Source organism: Xenorhabdus sp. XBWT, from assembly GCF_059072735.1.
Genome location: NZ_CM180990.1, coordinates 1501763 through 1527675, shown reverse-complemented (window position 1 = coordinate 1527675; position 25913 = coordinate 1501763). Strand labels below are relative to the sequence as shown.

The 25913-nt window shown below is 40.7% G+C and carries 27 protein-coding genes and 1 other annotated feature; of the genes, 19 read left to right on the top strand and 8 right to left on the bottom strand.

Features of this window, described 5'->3' with window-relative positions; genetic code table 11:
• Positions 1-3: 3 nt before the first annotated feature.
• Positions 4-324, bottom strand: coding sequence for an ATP-dependent Clp protease adapter ClpS (gene clpS, locus AC5JQI_RS06880; RefSeq protein ID WP_237385280.1), 321 nt, complete (start codon positions 322-324; stop codon positions 4-6).
• Between the two features lie 322 nt (positions 325-646).
• On the opposite strand from clpS, the gene cspD reads away from it, so the two are divergent.
• Entirely contained in the window at positions 647-907 is a 261-nt protein-coding gene (cspD, locus tag AC5JQI_RS06875; RefSeq protein ID WP_493914163.1) for a cold shock-like protein CspD, read from the top strand.
• Between the two features lie 142 nt (positions 908-1049).
• Here the strand turns inward: cspD and macB are convergent, their stop codons facing one another.
• Together macB and macA are read right to left on the bottom strand one after the other, a co-directional pair.
• Entirely contained in the window at positions 1050-2987 is a 1938-nt protein-coding gene (gene macB, locus AC5JQI_RS06870; protein WP_493914633.1) for a macrolide ABC transporter ATP-binding protein/permease MacB, read from the bottom strand.
• Complete coding sequence (gene macA, locus AC5JQI_RS06865; protein WP_493914162.1) at positions 2987-4111, bottom strand: macrolide transporter subunit MacA; 1125 nt, start codon at positions 4109-4111, stop codon at positions 2987-2989. The genes macB and macA overlap by 1 nt, the downstream gene beginning before the upstream one ends.
• A 655-nt stretch (positions 4112-4766) precedes the next feature.
• Here macA and AC5JQI_RS06860 point away from each other — a divergent pair.
• The 5 genes from AC5JQI_RS06860 (at position 4767) to artM (ending at position 8891) form a co-directional block, all read left to right on the top strand.
• A complete protein-coding gene (locus AC5JQI_RS06860; RefSeq protein WP_493914161.1) occupies positions 4767-5669 on the top strand; it encodes a LysO family transporter in 903 nt (300 codons plus the stop codon).
• Positions 5670-5939: 270 nt separating this feature from the next.
• On the top strand, positions 5940-6668 hold the full coding sequence (artP, locus tag AC5JQI_RS06855; protein WP_493914160.1) for an arginine ABC transporter ATP-binding protein ArtP: 729 nt from the start codon (positions 5940-5942) through the stop codon (positions 6666-6668).
• Between the two features lie 89 nt (positions 6669-6757).
• Positions 6758-7492 carry an arginine ABC transporter substrate-binding protein gene (gene artJ, locus AC5JQI_RS06850; RefSeq protein ID WP_493914159.1) on the top strand — a complete coding sequence of 245 codons (735 nt, stop codon included), beginning with the start codon at positions 6758-6760 and terminating at the stop codon, positions 7490-7492.
• A gap of 14 nt (positions 7493-7506) precedes the next feature.
• A complete protein-coding gene (gene artQ, locus AC5JQI_RS06845; RefSeq protein ID WP_493914158.1) occupies positions 7507-8223 on the top strand; it encodes an arginine ABC transporter permease ArtQ in 717 nt (238 codons plus the stop codon).
• Positions 8223-8891 (top strand): arginine ABC transporter permease ArtM, encoded by a 669-nt coding sequence (artM, locus tag AC5JQI_RS06840; protein WP_237385287.1) that lies wholly within the window; start codon positions 8223-8225, stop codon positions 8889-8891. The genes artQ and artM overlap by 1 nt, the downstream gene beginning before the upstream one ends.
• Before the next feature lie 82 nt (positions 8892-8973).
• Here artM and rlmC read toward each other — a convergent pair whose 3' ends face one another.
• The 3 genes from rlmC to AC5JQI_RS06825 form a co-directional block, all read right to left on the bottom strand.
• Positions 8974-10107: a 23S rRNA (uracil(747)-C(5))-methyltransferase RlmC gene (gene rlmC, locus AC5JQI_RS06835; RefSeq protein WP_493914157.1), complete on the bottom strand. Its 1134-nt coding sequence runs from the start codon at positions 10105-10107 to the stop codon at positions 8974-8976.
• Between the two features lie 24 nt (positions 10108-10131).
• The gene (locus AC5JQI_RS06830; RefSeq protein ID WP_493914156.1) at positions 10132-10641 is read right to left on the bottom strand and encodes a type III secretion system chaperone family protein; all 510 of its coding nucleotides are present in this window, start codon (positions 10639-10641) and stop codon (positions 10132-10134) included.
• Between the two features lie 85 nt (positions 10642-10726).
• Complete coding sequence (locus AC5JQI_RS06825; protein ID WP_237385290.1) at positions 10727-11038, bottom strand: YbjC family protein; 312 nt, start codon at positions 11036-11038, stop codon at positions 10727-10729.
• 206 nt (positions 11039-11244) lie between these two features.
• On the opposite strand from AC5JQI_RS06825, the gene AC5JQI_RS06820 reads away from it, so the two are divergent.
• From AC5JQI_RS06820 to AC5JQI_RS06810, 3 genes are all read left to right on the top strand, one after another.
• Entirely contained in the window at positions 11245-11514 is a 270-nt protein-coding gene (locus AC5JQI_RS06820) for a GrxA family glutaredoxin (RefSeq protein ID WP_493914155.1), read from the top strand.
• 563 nt (positions 11515-12077) lie between these two features.
• Positions 12078-12686, top strand: coding sequence for an undecaprenyl-diphosphate phosphatase (gene ybjG, locus AC5JQI_RS06815; protein WP_237385292.1), 609 nt, complete (start codon positions 12078-12080; stop codon positions 12684-12686).
• Between the two features lie 972 nt (positions 12687-13658).
• The gene (locus AC5JQI_RS06810; protein ID WP_237385293.1) at positions 13659-14963 is read left to right on the top strand and encodes an HAAAP family serine/threonine permease; all 1305 of its coding nucleotides are present in this window, start codon (positions 13659-13661) and stop codon (positions 14961-14963) included.
• 115 nt (positions 14964-15078) lie between these two features.
• Here AC5JQI_RS06810 and AC5JQI_RS06805 read toward each other — a convergent pair whose 3' ends face one another.
• Positions 15079-16287 (bottom strand): serine hydrolase, encoded by a 1209-nt coding sequence (locus AC5JQI_RS06805; RefSeq protein ID WP_493914154.1) that lies wholly within the window; start codon positions 16285-16287, stop codon positions 15079-15081.
• 200 nt (positions 16288-16487) lie between these two features.
• Between AC5JQI_RS06805 and AC5JQI_RS06800 the strand changes: the two genes are divergently transcribed.
• Positions 16488-17108, top strand: coding sequence for a glutathione S-transferase family protein (locus AC5JQI_RS06800; RefSeq protein WP_493914153.1), 621 nt, complete (start codon positions 16488-16490; stop codon positions 17106-17108).
• A gap of 3 nt (positions 17109-17111) precedes the next feature.
• Here AC5JQI_RS06800 and AC5JQI_RS06795 read toward each other — a convergent pair whose 3' ends face one another.
• Positions 17112-17942 (bottom strand): SDR family oxidoreductase, encoded by an 831-nt coding sequence (locus AC5JQI_RS06795; RefSeq protein WP_493914152.1) that lies wholly within the window; start codon positions 17940-17942, stop codon positions 17112-17114.
• Positions 17943-18448: 506 nt separating this feature from the next.
• Here AC5JQI_RS06795 and hisL point away from each other — a divergent pair.
• The 9 genes from hisL (at position 18449) to hisIE (ending at position 25819) form a co-directional block, all read left to right on the top strand.
• Positions 18449-18496 carry a his operon leader peptide gene (gene hisL / locus AC5JQI_RS06790; protein ID WP_113967449.1) on the top strand — a complete coding sequence of 16 codons (48 nt, stop codon included), beginning with the start codon at positions 18449-18451 and terminating at the stop codon, positions 18494-18496.
• Positions 18472-18594, top strand: a sequence feature (His leader region). (Overlaps the previous gene by 25 nt.)
• A 43-nt stretch (positions 18595-18637) precedes the next feature.
• On the top strand, positions 18638-19537 hold the full coding sequence (gene hisG, locus AC5JQI_RS06785) for an ATP phosphoribosyltransferase (protein ID WP_237385297.1): 900 nt from the start codon (positions 18638-18640) through the stop codon (positions 19535-19537).
• Between the two features lie 2 nt (positions 19538-19539).
• On the top strand, positions 19540-20868 hold the full coding sequence (hisD, locus tag AC5JQI_RS06780; protein ID WP_493914151.1) for a histidinol dehydrogenase: 1329 nt from the start codon (positions 19540-19542) through the stop codon (positions 20866-20868).
• A 9-nt stretch (positions 20869-20877) separates the two neighbouring features.
• A complete protein-coding gene (gene hisC, locus AC5JQI_RS06775) occupies positions 20878-21984 on the top strand; it encodes a histidinol-phosphate transaminase (protein WP_493914150.1) in 1107 nt (368 codons plus the stop codon).
• Entirely contained in the window at positions 21981-23078 is a 1098-nt protein-coding gene (gene hisB, locus AC5JQI_RS06770; protein ID WP_493914149.1) for a bifunctional histidinol-phosphatase/imidazoleglycerol-phosphate dehydratase HisB, read from the top strand. The genes hisC and hisB overlap by 4 nt, the downstream gene beginning before the upstream one ends.
• A gap of 24 nt (positions 23079-23102) precedes the next feature.
• A complete protein-coding gene (gene hisH, locus AC5JQI_RS06765) occupies positions 23103-23693 on the top strand; it encodes an imidazole glycerol phosphate synthase subunit HisH (protein WP_493914632.1) in 591 nt (196 codons plus the stop codon).
• A gap of 4 nt (positions 23694-23697) precedes the next feature.
• Entirely contained in the window at positions 23698-24435 is a 738-nt protein-coding gene (gene hisA, locus AC5JQI_RS06760) for a 1-(5-phosphoribosyl)-5-[(5-phosphoribosylamino)methylideneamino]imidazole-4-carboxamide isomerase (protein WP_493914148.1), read from the top strand.
• Positions 24417-25193, top strand: a complete 777-nt coding sequence (gene hisF / locus AC5JQI_RS06755) for an imidazole glycerol phosphate synthase subunit HisF (RefSeq protein WP_493914147.1) — start codon at positions 24417-24419, stop codon at positions 25191-25193. Before hisA ends, hisF begins: the two co-directional genes overlap by 19 nt.
• Positions 25187-25819 carry a bifunctional phosphoribosyl-AMP cyclohydrolase/phosphoribosyl-ATP diphosphatase HisIE gene (hisIE, locus tag AC5JQI_RS06750; RefSeq protein WP_493914146.1) on the top strand — a complete coding sequence of 211 codons (633 nt, stop codon included), beginning with the start codon at positions 25187-25189 and terminating at the stop codon, positions 25817-25819. The genes hisF and hisIE overlap by 7 nt, the downstream gene beginning before the upstream one ends.
• The last annotated feature ends 94 nt before the right edge of the window (positions 25820-25913 follow it).

Sequence of the window (25913 nt, the reverse complement as noted above, 5' to 3'; positions counted from 1 at the left end):
AGATCAGACCTTTTCTAGCGTGCAAAGTAACGGATGCTCGTGCTCCTTAGCATACATGTTCACTTGCGCAGCTTTAGTTTCTGCGACCTCTGCCGTATAAATTCCGCAAACTGCTTTCCCTTTATAATGGACATCCAGCATTAGTTGCGTTGCTCGTTCAACATCATAAGAAAAGAACTTTCGCAATACGTCAACCACAAACTCCATGGGGGTATAATCGTCATTGTTAAGAACAACCTTATACATTGATGGGGGTTGTAACTTTTGTTTTGCGTCTTCCTTAATAAATTCTTTAACTTTCAAATTGTTATAAAACTCAGTCATCATTCTTCCGCTGGGTGTTAGCTTTCCGTTGGATTTTAGTATGAACTAATCCATTATACTGCTATATATTTTATCACTTCATAAAGCACTCTGCTTACCCCCTTCGGTTATCGGATAAAGAATTCGCTTAAAAATTAGATATCGTTATCTATATCAAACTTTAGCCATTTGAGACAGCCTGACGTTATTTATATGCTTGACGGCGTAATGAATTTCACTACAGTATATTTTGTGAACACCAGCCCTGTCTGGGTTTCTGTTCATATTTTTAATTTTTTTATGATTCCTAAATCCGAAATCGTAATACGAGGGACAGAGAAGTATGGAAACAGGTACTGTTAAATGGTTCAATAATGCAAAAGGCTTTGGATTTATTTGCCCGACCAGCGGAGGAGATGACATATTCGCTCACTATTCAACCATTCAGATGGATGGTTATAGGACTCTGAAAGCTGGGCAAAAAGTGAATTTTAGTGTTAATCAAGGCCCCAAAGGTAATCACGCTAGCCTTATTGTGCCTCTGGAAAGTGATTCAAAATCGAAAGAAAACGATTCAAAATCAAAAAAAAGAGCGACTCAATAAAATTATAATTCCACGCCACAAATAAACAGTGGGCTTATTTGCGGCGTGCTATTAGCGCACTTCATTTTTTCTCTTCGTTTTAACATATACATGGCATGTCCAGATCGCCTGAGATAATTTTGATTTAACCGCAGTTTCGTAGCTATTCCCTTGCCAGGGCTTCGATAGGATCGAGACGGGCAGCGTTTCGTGCAGGTAAAAAACCAAATATTATTCCAATTGTAGTTGAGCAACCAAAGGCGATGAAAAATGCAGTGAGATTATAACCGAAATCCCATTTCGGTAAGATTAATTGCACAATCAAAGCAAAGCTATATGACAGGGAGATACCCAATGCTCCTCCCATCAAACAGACCAGAATGGCTTCAATAAGAAATTGCTGCATAATGTCACTGGTTCTGGCACCAACAGCCATGCGAATGCCAATCTCTCGGGTGCGCTCTGTTACTGATACCAGCATAATGTTCATCACGCCAATACCACCAACAACTAAAGATATAACCGCTACCAGTGTTAAAAATATTTGCATAGTTTGAGTTGTTTGATCTACCGCGGCAATTATTGTATTCGCATTGTAGATATGGAAATCTTTTTTACCATGGCGAAATGCCAACAATTGGGTAATTTTTTCTTCCGCCTCATCAGAAGAATAGCCATCTTTCACCCTGATAACAATCGAACCCAAATAATCTTGGTTTAGCATACGGCTATTCATCGTGCTATAAGGCAACCAAATTTGTAATGAATTACCATAAAAACGCGGCCCACGCTCAATCACCCCAACCACGGTCAACAGCATATTATCCAGCAGTAAATCTTTACCTATTACATCATGTTGATAAGGGAATAGTTTTTTACGTGTATTATCATCAATGATAACGACTTGAGCTTGCTGATAAATCATTTCTGGGGTAAAGGGCATACCTTGCGAAAACTTCATGGCATACACACGAAAAAAATCGCCATCTACACCAGATATACTGACACCAGCATCAACATTACCGTGACGTAAATTCCCACTTTGAGCAATCTCAGGGGAAACAGCCTGAACATAATACTGGGATTTTATTGCCGGAATATCAGTAAGTTTCAGCGATTGCATGCCTAAACTGTCATCACTGCCAAAATTTTCCCCTGGATATACCGCAATGGAATTGGTTTCAATAGCTTTAATATGTGATAACACTTTCGATTTTGCTGCATTACCTATCACTAAGATAGTGACGACAGAAGCAATACCAATAATAATGCCAAGCATCGTCAGCAAAGTCCGCATTTTATTGGCGACCATGGCGCGCCATGCCATCCACAGTGCCTCATTGAAACTTCCCCAGATTTGTTGAATTGAAGAAGTTTTTATCTCCACCGGAGAAAAATGAGCCACTATTTTATTATCAGAAACGCGTGAATCACTCATGATACGCCCATCTTTAATTTCAATTATCCTTTGAGCCTGCGCTGCAATTTTTGGATCATGAGTCACAATAACAACCGTATGCCCCTGCTGGCACAGTTGTTTCAATATATTCATCATTTCCTGACCGGAAGTGCTGTCCAAAGCCCCTGTCGGCTCATCAGCAAGAATAACCTGTCCCCCATTCATAAGTGCTCTGGCAATACTTACGCGCTGTTGCTGTCCTCCTGAAAGCTGGCTTGGCCGATAACTAATGCGAGTACCCAATCCGAGGCGTTTGAGTAATTCAATTGCTCGCTCACGACGCAGTATTTTAGAAGTCCCTGAATAAATTGCCGGAATTTCAACATTTTGCTCAGCAGTTAAATGGCTCAGTAAATGATAACGCTGAAAAATAAATCCAAAATATTCCCGGCGTAATTCCGCCAGCTCATCGCTATTAAAATTGGCGATATTTGTTCCTGAAATCCAATATTCCCCACTGCTTGGTTTATCCAAACAACCAAGTATATTCATCAGGGTAGATTTACCCGAACCTGATGCACCAACAATAGCTACCATTTCACCCGCCTGAATGGATAATGAAATATTATCCAACACAGTCACGCATTCTCCTCCAGCAAGGTAACTACGGTTAACGCCTTTCAGTTCCAGTAAAGTTTTTATCATAATGCCTCAGTATCCTCAGTATCATCACTGCGAGCGGTGATCACGCGTTCGTTCTCTTGTAATCCAGTGATAACTTGAACATTGACATTATTAAAAACGCCTGTTGTTATTTTACGTTTTATTTCTTTACCATTATGCAGCACACTAACTTCGTATTCGGTAGGCGATATCTGTTTTTCCAAAGCTGAAATAGGGATCATCAATACGTTATGCAGCAATTGAAGTTCTATTTTAACTTGAGCCGTCATTTGTAAACGTAAAATATGCTCAAGATTAGGTACTTCAAAACGGGCATAATAGAAAATAGCTTTATTGACGACTTGCGGTGTTGGCAAAATATCTTTTAAAACACCATGAAATTGTTTGTCAGGGGCGCCTAATATGGTAAATGATACTTTTTGCCCGGGCTTTAAGTTGATAACATCCGCTTCTGATATTTCTGCACTGACAATCATAGTATCGAGATTGGCCAGTGTCAGGATCGTTGGTGCTTCTTGTGCAGCAATTACGGTTTGTCCCTGAAATGTTTTGATATCTGTCACAATGCCCGTGATTGGGGCGATGATATTGGTATATTGTAAGTTTGTTTTCGCAGTATCAAGATTGGCTCTATTTTTTTTAATTTGTGCTATCAAATTATCCACTCTGGCAGCCTTAGAGTGCATATCCGTTATGCTATTATCCAGTTCCTGATTTGACGTTGCATGTAATTTAAATAATCGTTTCAGTCGCCTGAATTTGAGCCAAGCAAGTTTAAATTCTGCCCGTGCCCCACGCAGATCAGCCTTCAGTGATTTTGTTGTCTCCTCCGTTTCTATCACAGTATTTTTCGCTGTTTGAGGATCAATTGTTGCCAGCTGTTGACCTTTGTTAACGGTATCCCCTAACTTCACATATAATTCTTTCAACTGACCACTAACCTGAGCACCGACATCAACTTTACTGACAGCATCGAGTTTGCCTGTCGCTAAAACATTTCTTTCAAAGTTCCCTTTCATCACCGCACTAGTCTGATATTTAATGATTTTATTTTGGTGAAAGAAATAGTTTAATGCGAATGCCACTACAATGAGGACAATTCCTGCAAAAATCCAGCGACGCTTAGCATTAAGAAAATTCATCAACAAATACCCACAATTAGAACACGCTATCTAATTATCTAAATGTACTGTATACAACATCAACACATCCTCTCAACAAGATATTTTTGATAAGAAAAATTTCTAGTGCACCTTACCCTGCCCGAAAATAATCAATAGAAATGAGTCAAAACTACACGTTTAATTGACTTTTCCTCTCGTCAACCCAACAATCCCGGAAAACGTGTTTCTCAAAAAGAGGAGGAATAACAGTAACACCACGTTCTGCTGCATGATTAGCAACAGCAATGGTCAAATCAGGTTTAGAAGTGTTGGTTCTCCTTCACGAAAAGATGGTCAATTAAAGTGAATATGGAACGAGACACGACGCATTTTCAACTATCAGGACATATTATCGTCAAGTATAAATGATAATCTATTTTATACCTCTTAAGCCGGAAATTTCCATACGTTCAGGAACACACACTCCCCTTTTTATGTACAGCATTTATTTAATTTTATTTATAACATTTATATTTTTTTAGAATAAAAAAGCGTTGAATTTCAGTGTATTTACCTTTACCCTATTTGTTATTTTAGTGTAACTATTTTGTTTATATGAATTTATTAGTCTTTGTGACTGCTTTCAGTTATTAAAAATAGATAAAAAGATATTTTTTGGATAAGGATATGAATCATGTATTCAGGATTATTAATTATTCTCCTACCATTAAGTCTAGGCTACCTTATTCACTTGAATAATAAATCAGTGTTAGCTCTAGCTCATCGGCTACTCAATGCCATGGTCTATATTATTCTCCTCCTTATGGGCATTAGCCTCGCTATGCTGGAAAACTTAGGCAGTAATTTACTTTCTATCCTGCTATATGCGACGACATTTTTTCTATGTATCTTTATTTTTAATATGCTAGCGCTTTTCCTCTTGGATAAACGAGATCCATGGATTGTTAATACGCATAAGCAGGAAAAACCCCCTTCCCGATTACATATGGCGTTAGATTCCGTCAAATTATGCAGTGCATTGATATTCGGATTTATTATCGGATTAACAGGCTGGTCATGGTTCCGTTTCTCCAATAATGCCAGCGAAATTGTCTTGATTATTTTGCTATTTCTGGTCGGAGTTCAATTACGCAATAACGGCATGAGCTTAAAACAAACGCTACTGAATCGCCGCGGCACAATTGTTGCTATAACAGTCGCCGTCAGTTCTTTGTTAGGTGGCGTGCTAGCAGCATTTTTACTCGGATTACCCACCAAAACAGGCCTTGCTATTGCTTCTGGATATGGATGGTACTCCCTTTCCGGTATATTAATTTCGGATGCTTATGGTCCCGTACTCGGAAGCGCAGCATTTTTCAATGATTTAGTTCGGGAGCTTGCGTCAATTATACTTATCCCTATGCTTATAAATCGTTACCGTTCAATGGCATTGGGTTTAACAGGAGCGACTTCAATTGATTTTACCTTACCCATTTTACAACGCTGTGGTGGAGTAGAGATTGTACCAGCCGCTATCGTTCATGGTTTTATATTGAGCTTGATGACCCCCTTGTTTATCGCATTTTTTACCCAATAACGAGAGTTTAGGCCTGACATATCTACTTGATGAATTTCAAGTTGTATCTTGAGATTCATCAAGTATAAACTGACTAAAAAGAAACTTTTTCAGTATAAAAACCAATCTCAGTCATCAAAATAAGAACAAAAGACGTTCTAAAAAATGTCTATAACTTGATTAGTTAAGCCACCAATCTAATAAAAACAACAATTTTATGCATATATTATTGCATAGTTATTCTTATAAGATTAACATCCAGTCAAAATATTAACTATTCACATTTTCAGCATGAACATTCAATTAAAAAACATAAATTGTTTCTATGGTACACATCAGGCACTGTTCGATATCAATTTTGAATGTGCATCAGGGGAAACCGTGGTATTACTAGGGCCAAGCGGTGCCGGAAAAAGTTCTTTGCTACGTGTTTTGAATCTACTGGAGATGCCTCACTCTGGGCAACTTAATGTGGCAACCCATCAGTTTGATTTCAAACAGCAACCAAACCACAAAGAAATTCTGGCATTGCGGCAAAAAGTCGGCATGGTCTTCCAACAATACAATCTGTGGCCACACTTAACCGTGATGGATAATTTGATTGAAGCACCCTGTCGGGTATTGAAGCAATCTAAACAACGGGCACGGGAAAAAGCAACAAAATTACTTTCCCGTCTTCGTCTGGATGAATTCACTGACCGTTTTCCGCTTCATCTTTCTGGTGGACAGCAACAACGTGTTGCTATTGCGCGGGCTTTAATGATGGAACCTCAAATTCTGTTGTTTGATGAACCCACTGCGGCGCTTGATCCCGAAATCACATCTCAAGTTGTTGATATTATCAAAGAGTTGGCCGAAACCGGTATCACCCAAGTTATCGTGACCCATGAAGTAGAGCTGGCTCGCAAAACAGCAAGCCAAATTGTATATATGGAACTAGGGAATATTATCGAAAAAGGTGATGTAACTCATTTTACTCAACCTCGAACAGAAGCCTTTGCTCATTACTTGTCACATTGATATATCATTATCACATTGAGTCTGTTATATCGATAAGCGAACATAAAACAAACACCAACCACAATACTCATGAACGACAGGATATGGCTATGAAAAAATTTTTATTTGCAGCCTTATTGAGTGCAATAACTTTATCAGCAACCGCAGCAGAGAAAGCCACTCTTCGTTTTGCGACAGAGGCGACCTATCCCCCATTTGAATTTATTGATGAAAACAATAAGATTCAGGGATTTGATGTCGATTTAGCGAATGCCATATGTGCAAAGATCAACACAGAGTGCACATTCACCAATCAGGCTTTTGATAGCCTCATTCCCAGTCTGAAATTCCGCCGTTTTGATGCCCTTATGGCAGGCATTGATATTACACCAGAGCGTCAGAAACAAGTTGATTTCACCCATACCTATTATGATAACTCGGCTATTTTCATTGCTATCAAAGGGAAATTTTCCAATATTGCCGATCTGAAAAATAGACAAGTAGGTATTCAAAACGGTACTACTCATCAGAAGTATTTGATGGAGCAGCATAAAGAAATCAAAACTGTACCTTATGATAGCTATCAAAATGCGATCCTTGATCTGAAAAATGGCCGTATTGATGCTGTGTTTGGCGATACTGCGGTTGTTGACGAGTGGCTGAGAAAGAATAAAGAATTAAGCACTGTTGGTGATAAAGTGACAGACAAAAATTACTTTGGTACAGGTTTAGGCATTGCTGTTCGCAAGGGCAATACAGAATTGCTGGACAAACTGAACAAAGCACTCGCAGAAGTTAAACAAGATGGTTCTTATGACACCATCTATAAAAAATGGTTTGAATAATAAACTGAGTCCCGATGAGTGAACTTCAATCTTTAATCGGCGCCGCCGGTGTTACCGTCGGCCTTGCTGTCTCCTCGCTTATGGTTGGTTTGATTCTGGCAATGCTTTTTGCCGCATGGGAATCTATCCGCTGGAAACCGATCGCTTTTTTAGGCTCCTGTTGGGTTACATTGATCCGGGGACTGCCTGAAATTTTAGTTGTTCTCTTTATTTATTTTGGAAGTTCACAGCTTCTAATAACTCTGTCAGACGGTTTTGAAGTTAATCTTATCGTCTGGCAGTTTAAAGTGCAGATGGAAATTGATAGCTTTGATGTCAGCCCTTTCCTTTGTGGAGTGATTGCTCTTTCATTACTGTATTCCGCTTATGCCTCTCAAACGATCAGAGGTGCCTTGAAAGCAGTTCCAATGGGGCAACGGGAAGCGGGTCAAGCATTGGGGTTAAGCCAAAGGCGCATTTTTTTTCGCCTGATTATGCCACAAATGTGGCGTCATGCTCTGCCTGGTCTGGGAAATCAATGGTTGGTTTTGCTGAAAGATACGGCTTTGGTTTCACTGATTAGTGTTAATGACCTGATGCTACAAACAAAAAGTATCGCAACTCGCACACAAGAACCTTTCACATGGTATGTAATTGTTGCCGCCATCTATTTGGTAATTACGCTCGTGAGTCAATTTATTCTCAGACAGCTTGAAATGCGTGCCACTCATTTTGAACGGAGTATTTCATAATGTTTGAATATATCAGGGAAATTTTACCGGGATTACAAACCAGCCTCAGTCTGACTTTCACGGCACTACTGACCGCATTTATATTGTCGGTTGTTTTGACCATGATTCTGACAATGAAACTACCCGTGCTTTCCCAATTGGTAAAAGGCTATATCACGTTATTTACCGGAACTCCCCTCCTCGTTCAGTTTTTTTTGATTTATTACGGTCCGGGACAATTTCCATCAATCAAAGAATATCCGTGGTTATGGAAATTCATGTCAGAACCTTGGCTCTGCGCGATGATTACTCTGGCATTGAATAGCGCAGCCTATTCGACTCAACTATTTTATGGTGCCGTTAAAGCTATACCAACAGGACAATGGCAATCTTGTCACGCTCTCGGGATGTCCAAAATTCACTCTATGCGTATTCTGCTGCCTTATGCTTTCAAGCGAGCACTCTCTTCTTATTCCAATGAAGTCATTCTGATCTTCAAGAGTACTTCACTTGCCAGTACGATCACCTTATTGGATATCATGGGATATAGCCAACTGCAGTTCGGACGTAGTTATGATGTCACCGTATTTGTTGCCGCCGGAATAATCTACCTTTGCATTAATGGTCTTCTGACACTGTTCATGCGTATGCTTGAACAACGTGCCCTATCATTTGAATATCGAAAGTGACCTTCAATTACACAGAATATATTCTGCCTTACCCTGTGATAACTCATTGTTATCACAGGGTAAGGCAAGCAAGCTTAGTTAGTTAGCTAATATCGAGAACCAATAATGCCAGAGTTTCATAATGTTCAGTATGAGGAAACATATCGAATAACTGTACTTTTTCTATTCGATATTGTTTAAGCATAGCAATATCCTTCGCCATCGTCTGAGCATTGCAACTGGAGTAAAGCACGAACTTAGGAGACATACGGCTAAGGTACTTACAAAGCTCTTTGCCAATGCCTCTTCGGGGAGGATTTACCAACACCAGCTCAGGTATCTGCGATTTATCGAGAGCAAAATGGGTAGAGTCCAATGCCTTAAATTCCACGAATTCCAATCCCATACTTTTAGCTGAACTTTTAGCACAATCAATAGCCTCAGCACTGATCTCAATGCCCGTCAACTTAGTCTCTTTATCCGCACAATGCAGCCCGAAGCCGCCAGCACCACAAAACAGATCCCACATACTGCTGATATTCAGCTCTCTGACCCAACGCCCCGCGGTTGCATACAGTTCCGAGGCAATATCTGGATTAGTCTGGAAAAAACTCCGCGGACGAATATACAACGGGATATTGTTAAAAGTTTCCTTTAACATCTTCTGTTCAGTAAAAATAATCTCTTTCTCACCTTCGAGAATTGCCATATGAGTCGGCTGGATATTCGCGGAAATCACCGTAATTTGTGGCAATTGTTCCTTCAACCACGGTAATGCCCGCTCGAACTGAGCTAATTTTGTTTCTGATCGCAAAACAAACCGCAGCATCATTTCATTATTGGCTCGACTTTCCGTCAGAAGAATATATTTCAATTCTCCCTTTTTACGTTCCACGTTGTACGGAACCAAGCCAGATTTAGCGATAAATACTTTTACTACTTCAAAAATTGGCTGAAAATAGTGTGGATATAATGGACAATCACAAAGATCTACCGTTCTACCATCACGATGCAACATGCCGAGCAAAGGGCGCTCAACACTGCCATTTACAACCATCTTTGCCTTATTACGAAATTCACTTGTCTTGCTCGTTACTGGTGATAACCAGTGTATTACTGATGCTTCCTGTAAAAGTTGTTTTAAATGTTGTTGTTTATCAGATAATTGATGTGAATAGGACTTATCGAGCCACTGGCAGGAGTGACAATGCCCCGCGGTATACTGCACACATTGCATTGTAAAAAACCGTATCAAAAAATATTAGTGCAAGGTAAACGTTGATGTTTCCGTTGAGGTTAATGCTTCTTCATCTTCTACTTCCATCTCACTTTCCATATCATGATTGACATAGAGAAGATTATTGCTATGAATTTCAAAGATCACGTTAGCAATTTGTTCTTCACCTTGTTTCATAAAATTAGAAAACTGCCTGAAAGTCATGCCCGCAGCGACAGAAAATGCCTGACAAACAATCAATTTGGGTAAATTTTCATCTTGAACATCAAGAAATGCCTTAACGGTGAGGGAACTAGCATTAATCTGACTCAAATTGGCAACTAATGGAATTATCGCAGTTGGTCTTACTTCTGCAAGAGCAGAAAACAATAGAACATCACCCAACAGATCGATCTTGGCATCAAACAAGCCATCAATATTCTGCATATGAGGTAAGTGTAAGACTGAACATGAATCATTCTCAAAGTAAGAGATTTTTAGCTGTTCAAGCCATGTGCGCAATATTGACATATCGGGAATAACCATAGAATCCATCGAATTAACCTCATATGACCAGAAAGTTACACATGCTACCTTGGGGAAACATTCCCTGCCGGGTAGCAGTATGACCAATAATTAACTATTTTGTTTTTTCATCATCAGAAACAGTCTGATGATTTTTATCTGCTTTCTTATGATCAATTCCCAGAAAGGAAAGATTATAGACCGCACGCCAGATAATATGGATAGCTGCTGGTATCAAACAACCGATACCCAGTAAGATCATAGCAATGTGCGCTTCTGCCGTCATTAATAAAGGTGATAGAATTATGCTATCACTTATCGACAAATACGCCAGAACTAATAAGCCTATTCCCAATGCTTCCAATAAAATGACTAACTTAGGCATATCAGCCAATGAATGCATCTCTTTTGACGAATTTTCTTTCATACTTTACCTGTTTCCCATCCTGAAAAAACAGACTCTCCGTAGGTTATCGCAAAATTATCATATAGTAAGCGGAACAAATCCCTTCAATTGGCAGGGCTAATTACAATAAAAGGTAATTCCTGCTTTTTTTTACCTCCGCTTACAGGCATAGTAACTCTGGATGACAATCCATGAAGTTCATGATCATTACCATTAAAGGAGTCTGTATGTATACTGTCATTTTTGGCCGCCCAGGTTGCCCATATTGTGTTCGCGCCAAAGAGCTAGCTGAAAAATTAAAAACAAACCGCGAAGACTTTGATTATCGTTATGTCGATATATGGGCAGAAGGCATCACCAAAGACGACTTATCAAAAACGGTGGGTAAACCCGTTGAAACGGTTCCTCAGATCTTCATTGATGAGAACCATATCGGTGGTTGCACTGATTTTGAAGCTTATGCTAAAGAAAATCTGGAACTATATACAAATAGTTAAAAATAAATCCCAAAAAAGCCGCTATCCAACCAAATCGTCCCCATCCTACGGGATAGCGGTAAGTTTAGCCATACTCGCTAATCCCAAATATCATTTTACTGAAAAAATTTTGCGTTTTTTTCTCAATGATGAGAACTTTTATATCACAGTGCAGTCTTAACTATTGCCACTGCTTTTCTTTGATGTCCCCATTTTGAGGAGCCCGGTAGTCATCCACTTTGGTTAAAGGCTATCGGGTTTTTTGTCGTTTATCCTGTTGCATGTACAATATACGTCCCATAATGTTAGATCTGTGCACACTGGCAAGAAAACAGCCTTCTAAAAGCATAGGTAAACAGGGCTATTCTTTTATTCTTTGATAGAGAGATGAAGAAAATATCGGCTATCTTTCTTTACTATCACTGCTATATTATTTACTCATGCAACATCAACAATCGTTAAATAAAATTATGAAATAAAATAATCTTTTTTACATTTCGGAATTATAAAATATTCATTTTAACAATGAGTTGATAAAATAGATTGATCATATTTACGTAAATATCGCGCTTGTGAGGCTTACTTTGCTAGAACAACTTAACCATAATTTGTTTACTTTTATCAATGCAACTCCAGATTCATCACCAGCTATGATCTGGCTCGCAATCTTTATCTCGAAATATTGCGTATTTATTTATCCTGTCACATTAGCCATTTGCTGGCTTTGGGGAAAAGAAGAATCCATAACACATCAACGCATTGTAGTCAGTAAATCCTGTATTGCTTTTGCTTTGGGAATGGCAACATCATATGCCATTGGAATATTTGTTCCTCACGCCCGCCCCTTTGTTGAAGGCGTTGGCTATAATTTTCTCTATCATGCTCCTACGGAGTCTTTTCCCAGTAACCATGGTACTGCAGTATTCACTTTCGCATTAGCATTTCTTTTTTGGCACCGTCTTTGGTCAGGTTTATGCTTAATGATTCTTGCCTGTGCAATTGCCTGGTCTCGGGTTTATGTGGGTGTTCATTGGCCGATAGATATGATTGGTGCATTTTTAGTCAGCCTATTGGGATGTGCACTTTCCCAGATATTTTGGAATCTATATGGTCAGTTCTTACAAAACAAACTTACTCAACTTTATCAATTCTGCTGCGCATTCTTGATCCGAAAAGGATGGATAAGAAATTAATCGAATACAAATAGATATCTTTATTTTTCAAGTTGCAGCTCTGCTGACTATGATGTTGCAACTTGAAATCTATTGAGTATAGATACTTTGCTTAAAATCCATGCTATCAATAAAATTTACATTTCCCCTTCTGAGATTTAATTAAATTTACCTTAAGTCAGATAACCTTAATAAATTTGAGGCTTTATTTTACCAGACTAGTTTTAACATTTACTTTACATTAGGAGATCAGAGAAAACATTAGAACAAGGTTATCTGTTATATTTAACATATATGACCATGAAATGATTACCATTCCTTTATAAAATCAGGGTGTATGGATAAATTTCACACACATAACAAACTCACTCACAGAATGTTTATTAATGAATAATCAATAAAAAGGAAATTTTTTCTTAGAAAAACACTCCATGTACTTCAATGAAACAACAGAAAACACCATTTATTATCAGTGCATTAAATAAAAAATCATTACCTGCAAGGGTATTGCAAATAAAAACATTGATATTTATCATCCTATTTAGAACTTCATTAATTTAATTATACCAAAAATGTTAATATGTAAATAATAATGAAAGGTAATTTAAGCGATGCAACAATTTTAAATAAAAATAATGATAAACCTTCTCTCAATTTTTCCGTTTATTTTGTTTAATATTTAATTAACATTTTAGGTAAGTTTATAACATAATTTCTTTTCTATATAAATCTTGCAATTGCGAGAATGATCACGGTACATTTCACTAAAAATAATTATATTTCCCTTATCAAAAGTCTGGAATTAAATTTTTTGATTTAGGTGAACATATTTTAGCCGGCTTATTAATGTAGTAATAAAAACGTTTAGATAAACATCAGCACAATATCTGACAACTTATTATTCATATAAAAAATCCAACTCGCGCATTTAAATAATGTGCGGGTTTACTAGTTTTCAAATTTTACTTTTATCGCGTCATTTCGGAGATATTTATGGACACATCTCAATCAGGCACAATCACAGCCACTGCTTCCGGCAAAAGCGATTACACTACCTGGCGTAAATCAGACACTGTATGGATGTTGGGATTATATGGCACTGCAATTGGTGCTGGTGTTTTGTTTCTCCCAATCAATGCAGGTATTGGTGGTTTAATTCCACTCATTATCATGGCAATACTTGCTCTTCCTATGACATTTTTTGCTCATCGTGGGATGTGCCGTTTTGTTCTGTCTGGCAAAACCACAGGTGAAGATATCACCGGTGTAGTAGAAGAACATTTTGGTAAAGTTGCAGGTTTTCTGATCACGATCCTCTACTTTTTTGCTATTTATCCTATTCTGCTGGTTTACAGTGTTGCGCTGACCAACACCGTAGAGAGTTTTATCATCCACCAGCTGCAAATGGATGCCCCTCCACGTGCACTATTGGCTCTGGTATTGCTTCTTGGCGTGATGAGCATTATCCGCTTCGGTGAGCAAACCATCGTCAAGGCAATGAGTGTACTGGTATTCCCATTCGTTACTGTTTTGATGCTATTGGCCGTGTATCTTATCCCACACTGGAACATGACTATCTTTGACACCTTGTCACTGGATAGCGCAATGTCTTCAACAAGCAGTAATGGCCTTCTGTTCACTCTGTGGCTGGCAATTCCTGTCATGGTTTTCTCTTTTAACCATTCTCCAATCATCTCTGCATTTGCAGTGGCAAAACGTGAGGAATATGGTGAGAACGCAGAGAAAAAATGTTCACGTATTCTTGCCTATGCCCATATCATGATGGTTCTGACAGTCATGTTCTTTGTCTTTAGTTGCGTACTGAGCCTGTCACCTGAAAATTTGGCAGAAGCAAAAGCACAGAACATTACCATCCTGTCTTATCTGGCTAACCACTTCCGTGTGCCAACTATTGAGTACATTGCTCCATTTATCGCTTTCATCGCAATTACTAAATCTTTCCTGGGTCACTATCTGGGTGCTCGTGAAGGTTTCAACGGTATCGTAAACAAGGCATTAAGCACTCAGGGCAAAACTATTCAGCATAAAACGCTGAATCGTATCACTAGTGTCTTTATGTTGGTGAGTGCTTGGGCGATTGCAACTCTTAATCCAGGTATCCTGAATATCATCGAAACCTTGGGTGGACCAATCATTGCTATGATCCTGTTCATCATGCCAATGTATGCTATCAGCAAAATTCCAGCTATGCGCAAATACTCCGGCAAACTCAGCAACATCTTTGTTGTTGTGATGGGAAGTATTGCAATTTCTGCTGCTGTTTATTCTCTGCTTTAGCCCAAAGATTTGGGTTGATCTTTATCGCTGAGCAACCCCGTAAAAAATGCCAGTCATCTTTATCAATGACTGGCATTTTTCTATTTGTTGACAACTTACATCTTTCGCACTTCCACTAACTGAAAATCGACTTAAACCAGCCACTAACCGTCTTGACAACAAAATCCCATATACGTCCAAAGAAGCCACTCTCCTCGACAGCCTTTTTAACAACCAATGGACGCTGATCGATCATTTTATCATTCAGCATAAAATTCACAGTTCCCACCACCTGGTTTTTCATCAATGGTGCTTCAAGGGATTCTTGACTCAATGTAAAACTAGCTTTTAAATTTCCGACCTGTCCCCGGGGTATTACTATCGAAGCATCTTTTTCCACTCCCAAAGCTACTTCGGAATGAGTCCCGTACCACACTTTTTCTGTCATCAGTGTGTCAGAGGCTTTCAATGGTGTCACCGATTCATAAAAACGGAATCCCCACGACAATAGTTTTTCGCTCTCAGAAAAACGAACCCGATCATTGGGAGCACCCAATACCACTGAAATCAGACGCATTGGCCCTTCCGTTGCTGATGCAACAAGGTTATAGCCAGCACCACTGGTGTGTCCGGTTTTTATACCATCCACATTCATATTTTTATTCCACAATAAACGATTGCGGTTAGGCTGGCGGATATTATTAAAAGTAAATTCTTTTTCTTTATTCAACGCATATTCATCCGGCACATTACGGATCATAGCTTGACTTAAAAGTGCCATATCATGGGCTGTACTATACTGTCCCGCTGCATCCAAACCATGCACAGTCTTGAAATGAGTATTCGTTAACCCCAGTGTTTTCGAGTATTTATTCATCAAATCGACAAAAGAATCCTGACTGCCAGCCACATAATCCGCCAAAGCAATACTGGCATCATTACCTGATTGGATAACAACGCCACGATTCAGATCAATAACCTTAACTCTGTCCCCGGGCTTCAAAAACATCAGGGACGAACCTTTAAGCACTGGATTACCCGTCGCCCAAGCATCTTTACCTACTGTCACCATATCTTCTGTGGAAATTTTTCCTGACGCGATCGCCAGCCCAACGACATAGCTGGTCATCATCTTTGTCAAACTGGCTGGGTCTAACCGCTCATCAGCGTTATTTGAGACCAAAATTTTCCCGCTGGAATAATCCATTAAAACATAGGCCTTAGCATCAATTTCGGGTGCTGCGGGTTCGTCCATTGCATATATATTGACACTCGCCAGCCAAAAAACACTCAAGCCAACAGCAAAAGATTTTATTACCGGTGTCTGTCGTCTTTTTTTCATCATCGCTCGCCCTTTTTCTCTACTACCCGATTTTTTATTTACAAATAAATTTCTATCTACAAAGAAAATATAAAAACCCTTATTAATATAGGATGTTATGAAGAAAGACTCCAACCCAATAAAGTAAAGTTTCCCCTGTTATTCATCTAATGTTATTGTCATATTATTGATAATTCAGAATGACCTGATGCAGGGGAAAAATAATGATAACGATCTGGGGTCGTAAAAACTCATCAAACGTAAAAAAAGTCCTTTGGTGTCTCGAAGAATTAAACGTTCCATATCAACAAGTTGATATTGGGGGAAAATTTGGCAAGCTCAACGAGCCTGAATATCTACGTATGAATCCCAATGCAGTTATCCCATGTTTGCAAGAAGAGGGTTTTATCCTCTGGGAATCAAACACAATTGTGCGTTATGTCGCCGCAAAATTTGGCAGCGATAGTCTTTATCCTGCCGACCTGCAAGAAAGAGCCAATGTTGAAAAATGGATGGATTGGGCAGGTTGCAATCTGTTTCCGCTTATCAAACAATTTATGATCAGTTTTGTCAGAACACCAAAAGATCAACAAGACCCGGAAACCCTCTCTAGAATCTTATCAGAGATTGAAAGGTTGCTGACAATTGTTAATGGAACACTCAACAACCAATCATATCTTTCCGGTGAAAAGTTTGGAATGGCTGATATTACTCTGGCTCCACTGGTTTATCTGTGGCTAAACGTAGAGATAGAGAGATCACCACTGCCAAATTTAGAGCGCTGGTATCAATTACTGACCAAAAGATCGGCTTTTCAAAAAATTGTTATGACCGAAATAAGTTAGTCATTAAGTCATTGGCATTCTACCGGGATCTGGAAACTGATACACAAATCCCAGTTCCCGACAGATACGGCTACCATCAATTATCTTACTTTCAATATTTTTATCTTCTGATTGTAAAAATTCCGGTGGCACCAAATCGAGTTGACGGCTGACCAATGGATAATATTCTGATTTTTTAGGGTGTATTGGTGCACACAAGTTATAGATATGCCCACCTTCCGGTTGTTGGATAAGAAGTTTAATGGCAGAAATCACATCATCCTGATGAACCAGATTAACCACATTATCCCCACCTTCAACAGCCTTACGCCCAGAGAGAAAACGCCCTGCATGACGCCCATTGCCTACTAAACCAGCCAAACGTAATACATCAACCGATGTATTGGGTAGTTGATGCAGCCAATTTTCCAATTCAACCAATGCCCTTGCAGATCGTGTTTCAGGGGAAAAGGACTCATCTTCATTGAGATAACCAACAGCCGAACCATAAACTGAGGTTGAACTAGTGAAAATAATCCGGGGAACCGAATAAGAAAGTGCTGTATCAACAACCAGCTGCACTGCTTTAACGTACCCTTCCCCGCCACCAGCAACACCACTAACGGGTAGCGTCAAAACCAACACATCGACGGACATCAATTGATCGAGATTATCCGCTTCACAAATAATCTGGGGGTTCAAGTTCAATAGATAACAATCTATACCACACATACATGCAGCTTCAACGCCATCTGGTGTTGTTTTACTGCCAACAATTTGCATTCCCCTGCTTTGTAGTGCTTGCGCCAGTGGCATACCTAACCAACCCAATCCGATAATGGAAACTTTTCTCACTCCACCCTCCAAAAAGCTATGACTCATCCAAGTACTATACTTTCCTCAAGTACTATGCTTCCCCCAAGTACTATGCTTCCCCCAAGTACTATGCTCCTCTCAAAAATACCATCTCATCCGAAAACTATAATTTTCTTGAAAATGACATTATTTTGATTATTAGACAGGTATATTCATAGATTCCAATTACGTGTCATTTACGTCCTGAGAATAAATCCTCCAGAAACATAGCTAACATTACTCATATAGCGCCCTAATGACAACAACACACATTCAGTATAAAAAAACAAATAATTAGATCATAATAAATACCTTTCCCAAAAAAAGTTTGCTTTTTACACATAAAATCGTATAGGTTAAACAACAGGCAACCACACGCTTATTCGCAAACAGAGTTTTCATTATAGGCACTGTAAACAGCATTATTTAACGCACAATTCATCTTTTTGAAAGCAGTGCCGAACGTAGAATTAAACTCAAAAAAGCAGACAGAGAGCTTACATATTATGAACCGTATTCAATTTAACCATCATCATCACCATCATCCTGACTAGTCTTTCAGGCTGCTGTGTGCTGGAAGACATTTAACCCGTCTTCCGGTGGTATGAATACAAAGAAAAACCCTCGGAAGATCTTCCGGGGGTTTTTTATTTCTGATTTATACGACCGAAAATTGAGATAGGGTAAAACACAACATGTTAGATAAAACACGCTTACGGATAGCCATTCAAAAATCAGGTCGCCTTAGTGATGATTCACGGGCGTTACTTGCACGCTGTGGTATTAAAATTAATTTGCAACAGCAACGCCTGATCGCATTTGCAGAAAATATGCCCATTGATATCTTGCGCGTCCGCGATGACGATATTCCCGGCCTTATCATGGATGGTGTTGTCGATTTAGGTATTATCGGTGAAAATGTTCTTGAAGAAGAATTACTGACACGTCGGGCACAAGGAGAAGATCCCCGTTATTCAACCTTACACCGTCTCGATTTCGGCGACTGCCGTCTCTCCCTTGCCGCGCCCTTCGACTGCGACTATACCGGTGTAGAATGCCTGCAAAATTCCCGTATCGCTACATCTTACCCTCACTTATTGAAACGTTATCTCGATCAAAAAGGTATACGTTTCAAATCCTGCCTCCTCAATGGTTCTGTCGAAGTTGCTCCTCGTGCTGGGCTGGCAGATGCTATCTGCGATTTAGTCTCAACAGGCGCAACACTGGAAGCCAATGGCTTGCGGGAAGTGGAAGTCATCTATCGTTCAAAAGCCTGTCTGATCCAACGTGATGGAAAGGTGCCAGAAGACAAACAACAGCTTATCGACAAATTGATGATCCGCATTCAGGGTGTCATTCAGGCACGAGAATCCAAATACATCATGCTACATGCACCCAGTGATAAGCTCGAAGAGATTATTTCCCTGCTGCCGGGAGCTGAACGCCCCACCATTTTGCCACTGGCTGGCGCGCAAAATCGTGTCGCTATGCATATGGTCAGTAGTGAAACACTGTTTTGGGAAACGATGGAAAAACTCAAATCATTGGGTGCCAGTTCCATTTTAGTTCTGCCAATCGAAAAAATGATGGAGTAACTTTGATGAACACTAATTTCAAGGCCATCATTCGCTGGCAAGAATGTACACCAGAGCAACAAAAAATTTTGCTGACACGCCCTGCTGTCGCTGCATCTGAAGATATTTCATATACTGTTAAACAGATTCTGGAAACGGTAAAGGCACGTGGTGATCAGTCATTGCGGGAATTCAACCAACGCTTAGATAAAATAGCCGTTGAGACTATCCAAATTGCAGCCAATGAAGTAGATGCAGCCACCAGCCGCCTGACACCAGAGATTAAGCAGGCGATACAGCAGGCGATGAACAATATCCGCCGATTCCATGAAGCACAAAAACCAGAAGAAATTGATGTTGAAACATTACCGGGCGTTCGTTGCCAGCAAATCACTCGCCCAATAGATTCAGTTGGTCTCTATATTCCCGGTGGCTCTGCGCCCTTGCCTTCCACAGTACTTATGCTTGGTATACCAGCCAATATTGCGGGATGCCGTAAAGTCATCCTCTGCTCTCCACCACCCATTGCCGATGAAATTCTTTATGCTGCACAGCTATGCGGGATCAACGAGATTTTCAACATTGGAGGCGCGCAAGCCATTGCTGCAATGGCCTTTGGAACTGAATCTGTTCCTAAAGTGGACAAAATTTTTGGCCCCGGCAATGCATGGGTCACGGAAGCCAAACGTCAGGTGAGTCAATGCATTGATGGTGCGACAATTGACATGCCCGCAGGCCCATCTGAAGTGTTGGTCATCGCGGATAGCGGAGCCAATCCCATCTTTACTGCGGCTGACCTACTTTCCCAAGCCGAACACGGCCCCGATTCTCAAGTCATACTGGTAACACCTGATGAAACCTTTGCCAGGCAAGTGATTGGTGAAATTGAAATCCAGCTTAACGCATTACCACGCCAGCAAATTGCAACCCAAGCGCTGCAAGCCAGCCGGATCATTATTGCTGAAAATCTCACCCAATGCGTGGAGATCAGCAACCAATACGGCCCGGAACATTTGATTATTCAAACCCGCCAGCCTGAGCAATTAGTAGAACAAATCACCAGTGCCGGCTCCATTTTCCTTGGTGATTGGTCACCTGAATCCGCAGGAGATTACGCTTCCGGTACTAATCACGTTCTGCCCACCTATGGCTATACTTCAACCTATTCCGGTTTAGGACTGGCTGACTTTCTAAAAAGAATGACAGTTCAACAAATTACACCGCAGGGTTTGATAAACCTCGCTCCAACCATTGAAACACTGGCGCAGGCAGAACAACTTATCGCCCACAAAAATGCCGTTACATTACGCATGGCAGCCTTGAATAACACAAAATCAGAATCACAAAGCTAAGGATCAATCATGAATACAGTGTTTGATATCAATTCATTGGCAAGAGAAAATGTTCGTAATTTAGTCCCTTACATGTCAGCTCGACGCTTAGGCGGTAATGGTAATATTTGGTTAAATGCGAATGAATATCCGATAGCGACCGATTACCAACTTACCGAAAACACACTGAATCGCTATCCTGAAAGTCAGCCGGCAACAGTCATTCAACGTTATGCAAATTATGTCGGCCTTACACCTGAGCAAGTTCTTGTCAGCCGTGGTGCCGATGAATCCATCGAATTGCTGCTCCGTGTTTTTTGCGAACCGGGGCGTGATGCCGTCCTGTTTTGCCCCCCAACCTATGGCATGTACAGTGTTAGTGCGGAATCTTTTGGCGTAGAACAGAAAAAAATCCCTGTCAGCGCTAACTGGCAACCCGACATTACCGCTATCGAAAATAATCTTGATCGCGTCAAACTTATCTATATTTGTAGCCCCAACAATCCCACAGGTAACCTGATCGATCCAGCAGCATTACGCCAGATTATTGAACTCTCCCGCAATCGTGCCATTGTTGCCATCGATGAAGCCTACATCGAATTTTGTCCGCAACATACTATCACCCCTTGGCTGCAAGACTACCCTCACTTAGTCATTTTGCGAACCCTCTCGAAAGCTTTTGCTTTGGCGGGATTGCGCTGTGGATTTACATTGGCATCTGCCGATATCATCACGCTGATATTAAAAGTGATTGCCCCTTATCCACTTGCTACACCTGTCGCAGATATCGCAGCACAAGCACTGACAGAAACTGGCATTTGTTTGATGAGAAACCGAGTAGCGGAAATTGTGAACAATCGGTCTTATCTTGCGCGAGAACTGACTAAATTAGAACTGGTTGAAAACGTATTTCCCAGTGAAACTAATTATATTCTGGTGAAATTTACTGATGCAGAAATGGTATTCAATACCCTATGGGATCAAGGGATTATATTACGTGATCAACGCAAACAACCGGGATTAGATAATTGTCTTCGTATCACTATTGGCAGCCGAAATGAATGTGAACAGTTGATCAATGCCATCAATGTGCTTTCAAGCCAAACTCAACAAATCAAGGAAACTGAGAATCCATGAGACAGAGACTACTTTTTATTGACCGCGATGGAACGTTGATCACTGAACCATCCAATGATTATCAAGTTGATCGCCTTGATAAACTGGCATTCGAAGCAGGAGTTATTCCCGCCCTGCTATCCCTGCAAACAGCAGGATACAAACTGGTCATGATTACTAATCAGGATGGATTGGGCACCGCCAGTTTCCCACAAGCTGATTTTGAGCCTCCGCATGCCCTTATGATGCAAATTTTCATCTCACAAGGCATCCGTTTTGAAGAAATATTGATCTGCCCGCACAAACCCGAAGATAACTGTAATTGCCGTAAGCCAAAACTCGGCTTGGTAGAAAAATATCTGGCAAAAGATGTCATGGATACCGAAAACAGTTATGTCATCGGTGATCGGGAAACCGATCTGCAATTAGCACAAAACATGAGGATTCAAGGCATTCGCTATCAGCCAGAATCACTGGGCTGGTCAGCTATTTGTGAAAAACTTATCTGTGAAAAACATCTCCGTGAAAAACAGCCAAACAAAGATCGCCACGCCCATGTTGAACGAAAAACCAAAGAAACGACCATTGATATTGCAGTTTGGCTGGATCGTGAAGGTGAAAGCCGCATCAATACAGGTGTTGGTTTCTTTGATCATATGCTGGATCAGATCGCAACTCACGGTAGCTTTCGCATGAACATACAAGTCAAAGGTGACCTTTATATTGACGATCATCACACCGTTGAAGATACAGGTTTGGTGCTGGGTGAGGCCCTGAAGCTAGCATTGGGGGATAAACGCGGTATTACCCGCTTTGGCTTCACGCTGCCAATGGATGAATGCCTTGCTCGCTGTGCCTTAGATATTTCCGGTCGCCCACATCTAGAATATAAAGCCGAATTTAAACATCAGCGCGTCGGAGATTTAAGTACAGAGATGATTGAACACTTCTTCCGCTCCCTTTCTTACACGATGGGATGCACCTTGCACCTGAAAACTAAAGGAAAGAATGACCATCATCGGGCAGAAAGCCTGTTCAAAGTCTTCGGTCGGACATTACGCCAAGCCATTCGTGTAGAAGGTGACACTTTGCCGAGTTCCAAAGGTGTTTTATAAGGCAATGCTTAAAAGGAAGCCATGATGAACGTTGTTATTCTGGATACAGGCTGTGCCAACCTTGCTTCTGTTACCTATGCAGTTCAGCGATTAGGTTATCAACCGATTGTTAGTTTGGACACAGAAATTGTGTGTTCAGCGGATAAACTACTGTTGCCGGGAGTAGGAACAGCCAGAGCTGCAATGGAGCAACTCGAACAACGCCAATTAATTCCCTTGATTAACTCACTTTCCCAACCCGTATTGGGTATTTGCCTCGGTATGCAATTATTAGCTTCCGTCAGTGAAGAAAGTGATAACACCCCACTGCTGAAATTAATTGATGCTCCTGTCGAAAAAATGGCAACCACCGGTTTTCCATTGCCACACATGGGTTGGAACCAAGTGAAGGTACAGAAAAAACACCCTCTATTTCAGCATATTGCAGACAATGCCCGTTTCTATTTTGTTCACAGTTATGCCGTGCCTGTTGGTGAATATACGATTGCTCAAACGGAATATGGCAACACATTTAGCAGTGCCATTGAGAAAGATAATTTCTTTGGTGTGCAATTCCATCCTGAACGCTCTGGCGCAGCGGGTGCACAATTATTGAAAAACTTTTTGGGGATATAAGCACATGATTATACCTGCATTAGATTTAATTGACGGTAATGTGGTGCGTTTGCATCAGGGAGATTACAACCAGCGCCGGGATTATGACAATTCTCCCCTCTCTCGTTTGCAACAATATGAACAGGAAGGTGCTAACTTACTGCATTTGGTGGATCTCACCGGAGCAAAAGATCCAGCCAATCGCCAGATTACACTTTTGAAACAACTGCTGGCGGGAGTCACCGTTCCGATTCAAGTCGGGGGAGGCATTCGCTCAGAAAATGATATCAAAGCACTTCTTGAAGCCGGTGCCAGTCGAGTTGTGATGGGTTCTATTGCAATTACACAGCCTGAGTTAGTTATGCAATGGTTTCAACGTTATGGTGCTGAATCGATTGTACTGGCGCTGGATACTCGCATAAGTAAAGATGGAATTAAACAAATTGCTATCAGCGGCTGGCAGGAAAACAGCAATGCCACGCTTGAAAATGTCATTGAGCAATATCTTCCTGTCGGATTAAAACATGTATTGTGTACTGATATTTCCCGTGACGGCACATTAAGCGGCTCTAACATCACACTTTATCAGGAGATTAGCCAACAGTACCCGCAAATCCAGTTTCAAGCATCCGGAGGTATTGGCAGCCTCGCCGATATCTCTCCTCTGCCTGCATCTGGCGTAGCGGGTGTTATTGTCGGGCGCGCGTTGCTTGAAGGCAAATTCACACTGACGGAGGCTATCCAATGTTGGCAAAACGCATAATTCCATGCCTTGACGTCCGTGATGGACACGTCGTCAAAGGTGTTCAATTCCGTAATCACGAAATTATTGGTGATATTGTTCCCCTCGCACAACGCTATGCTCAAGAAGGTGCTGATGAATTGGTATTTTACGATATTACCGCTTCTTCTGATGGTCGCGTGGTGGATAAAAGTTGGGTGGCGAAAGTTGCTGAAATCATTGATATTCCTTTTTGTGTGGCAGGTGGCATTAAAACGGTTGAAGACGCAGGACAGATTTTATCATTCGGTGCAGATAAAATTTCCATCAACTCCCCCGCCCTGACTGATCCGGAATTGATTAACCGTCTGGCTGAACGCTACGGTGTTCAATGTGTCGTTGTAGGAATTGATACCTGGTTTGATGAAAAAACAAATAGTTATCAAGTTTACCAATTTACAGGAGATGAACAACTTACAACTATGACGGGCAGGCAAACACTGGATTGGGTCAAGGAAGTTCAACAACGCGGAGCTGGTGAAATCGTCCTGAATATGATGAATCAGGATGGTGTCCGCAATGGTTATGACCTTACACAATTAAAACGAGTCCGTGATATCTGTTCTGTGCCACTGGTCGCTTCTGGCGGAGCTGGAACACCCGAACACTTTCTGGATGCTTTTAAATTTGCCAATGTCGATGGTGCTCTGGCTGCATCTGTTTTTCACAAAAAAATCATCAACATCAGTGAACTCAAACAATATCTTGCTACACAGGGTATCGAGGTTAGAACATGCTGACACAACAATTCACAACACAAGAAATCGAGAAACTGGATTGGGAAAAAGTAGAGAACTTAATGCCTGTTGTCGTTCAACATGCCGTTTCCGGATCAGTATTGATGATGGGTTACATGAATCAGGAAGCACTGAATGTCACACTTGATTCTGGAAAAGTGACCTTTTTTTCCCGTACCAAGCAACGATTATGGACAAAAGGAGAAAGCTCCGGCCATTTCCTCAATCTGGTAGCCATCTATCCTGATTGTGACAACGATACCTTACTTATTCTCGTAGATCCTATTGGCCCAACTTGCCATAATGGCACTGAAAGTTGCTTTGCCCCTGCACAAACTGACTGGGGTTTTCTTTATCAATTGGAACAACTACTGGCAAGCCGAAAAAACTCTTCTCCAGACAGCTCTTATACCGCTCGATTGTACGCAAGCGGAACAAAACGGATTGCTCAGAAGGTAGGTGAAGAAGGTGTAGAAACAGCACTGGCAGCCACAGTGAATGATAGAGAAGAGTTAACCAACGAAGCCGCAGATTTGGTTTATCATCTGCTGGTTTTATTGCAAGATCAGGAACTGGATCTCAGTCAAATTATCCGTCGATTGCAGGAACGGCAATCTAACCAACAATAATAGATTGCCAGACAAAAGTCACAAAGTATCCGCCACTTCACTAAATTATATCCGGAGTGGCCTCTTGCAACCTTATGAGATAACCTTTTGTATC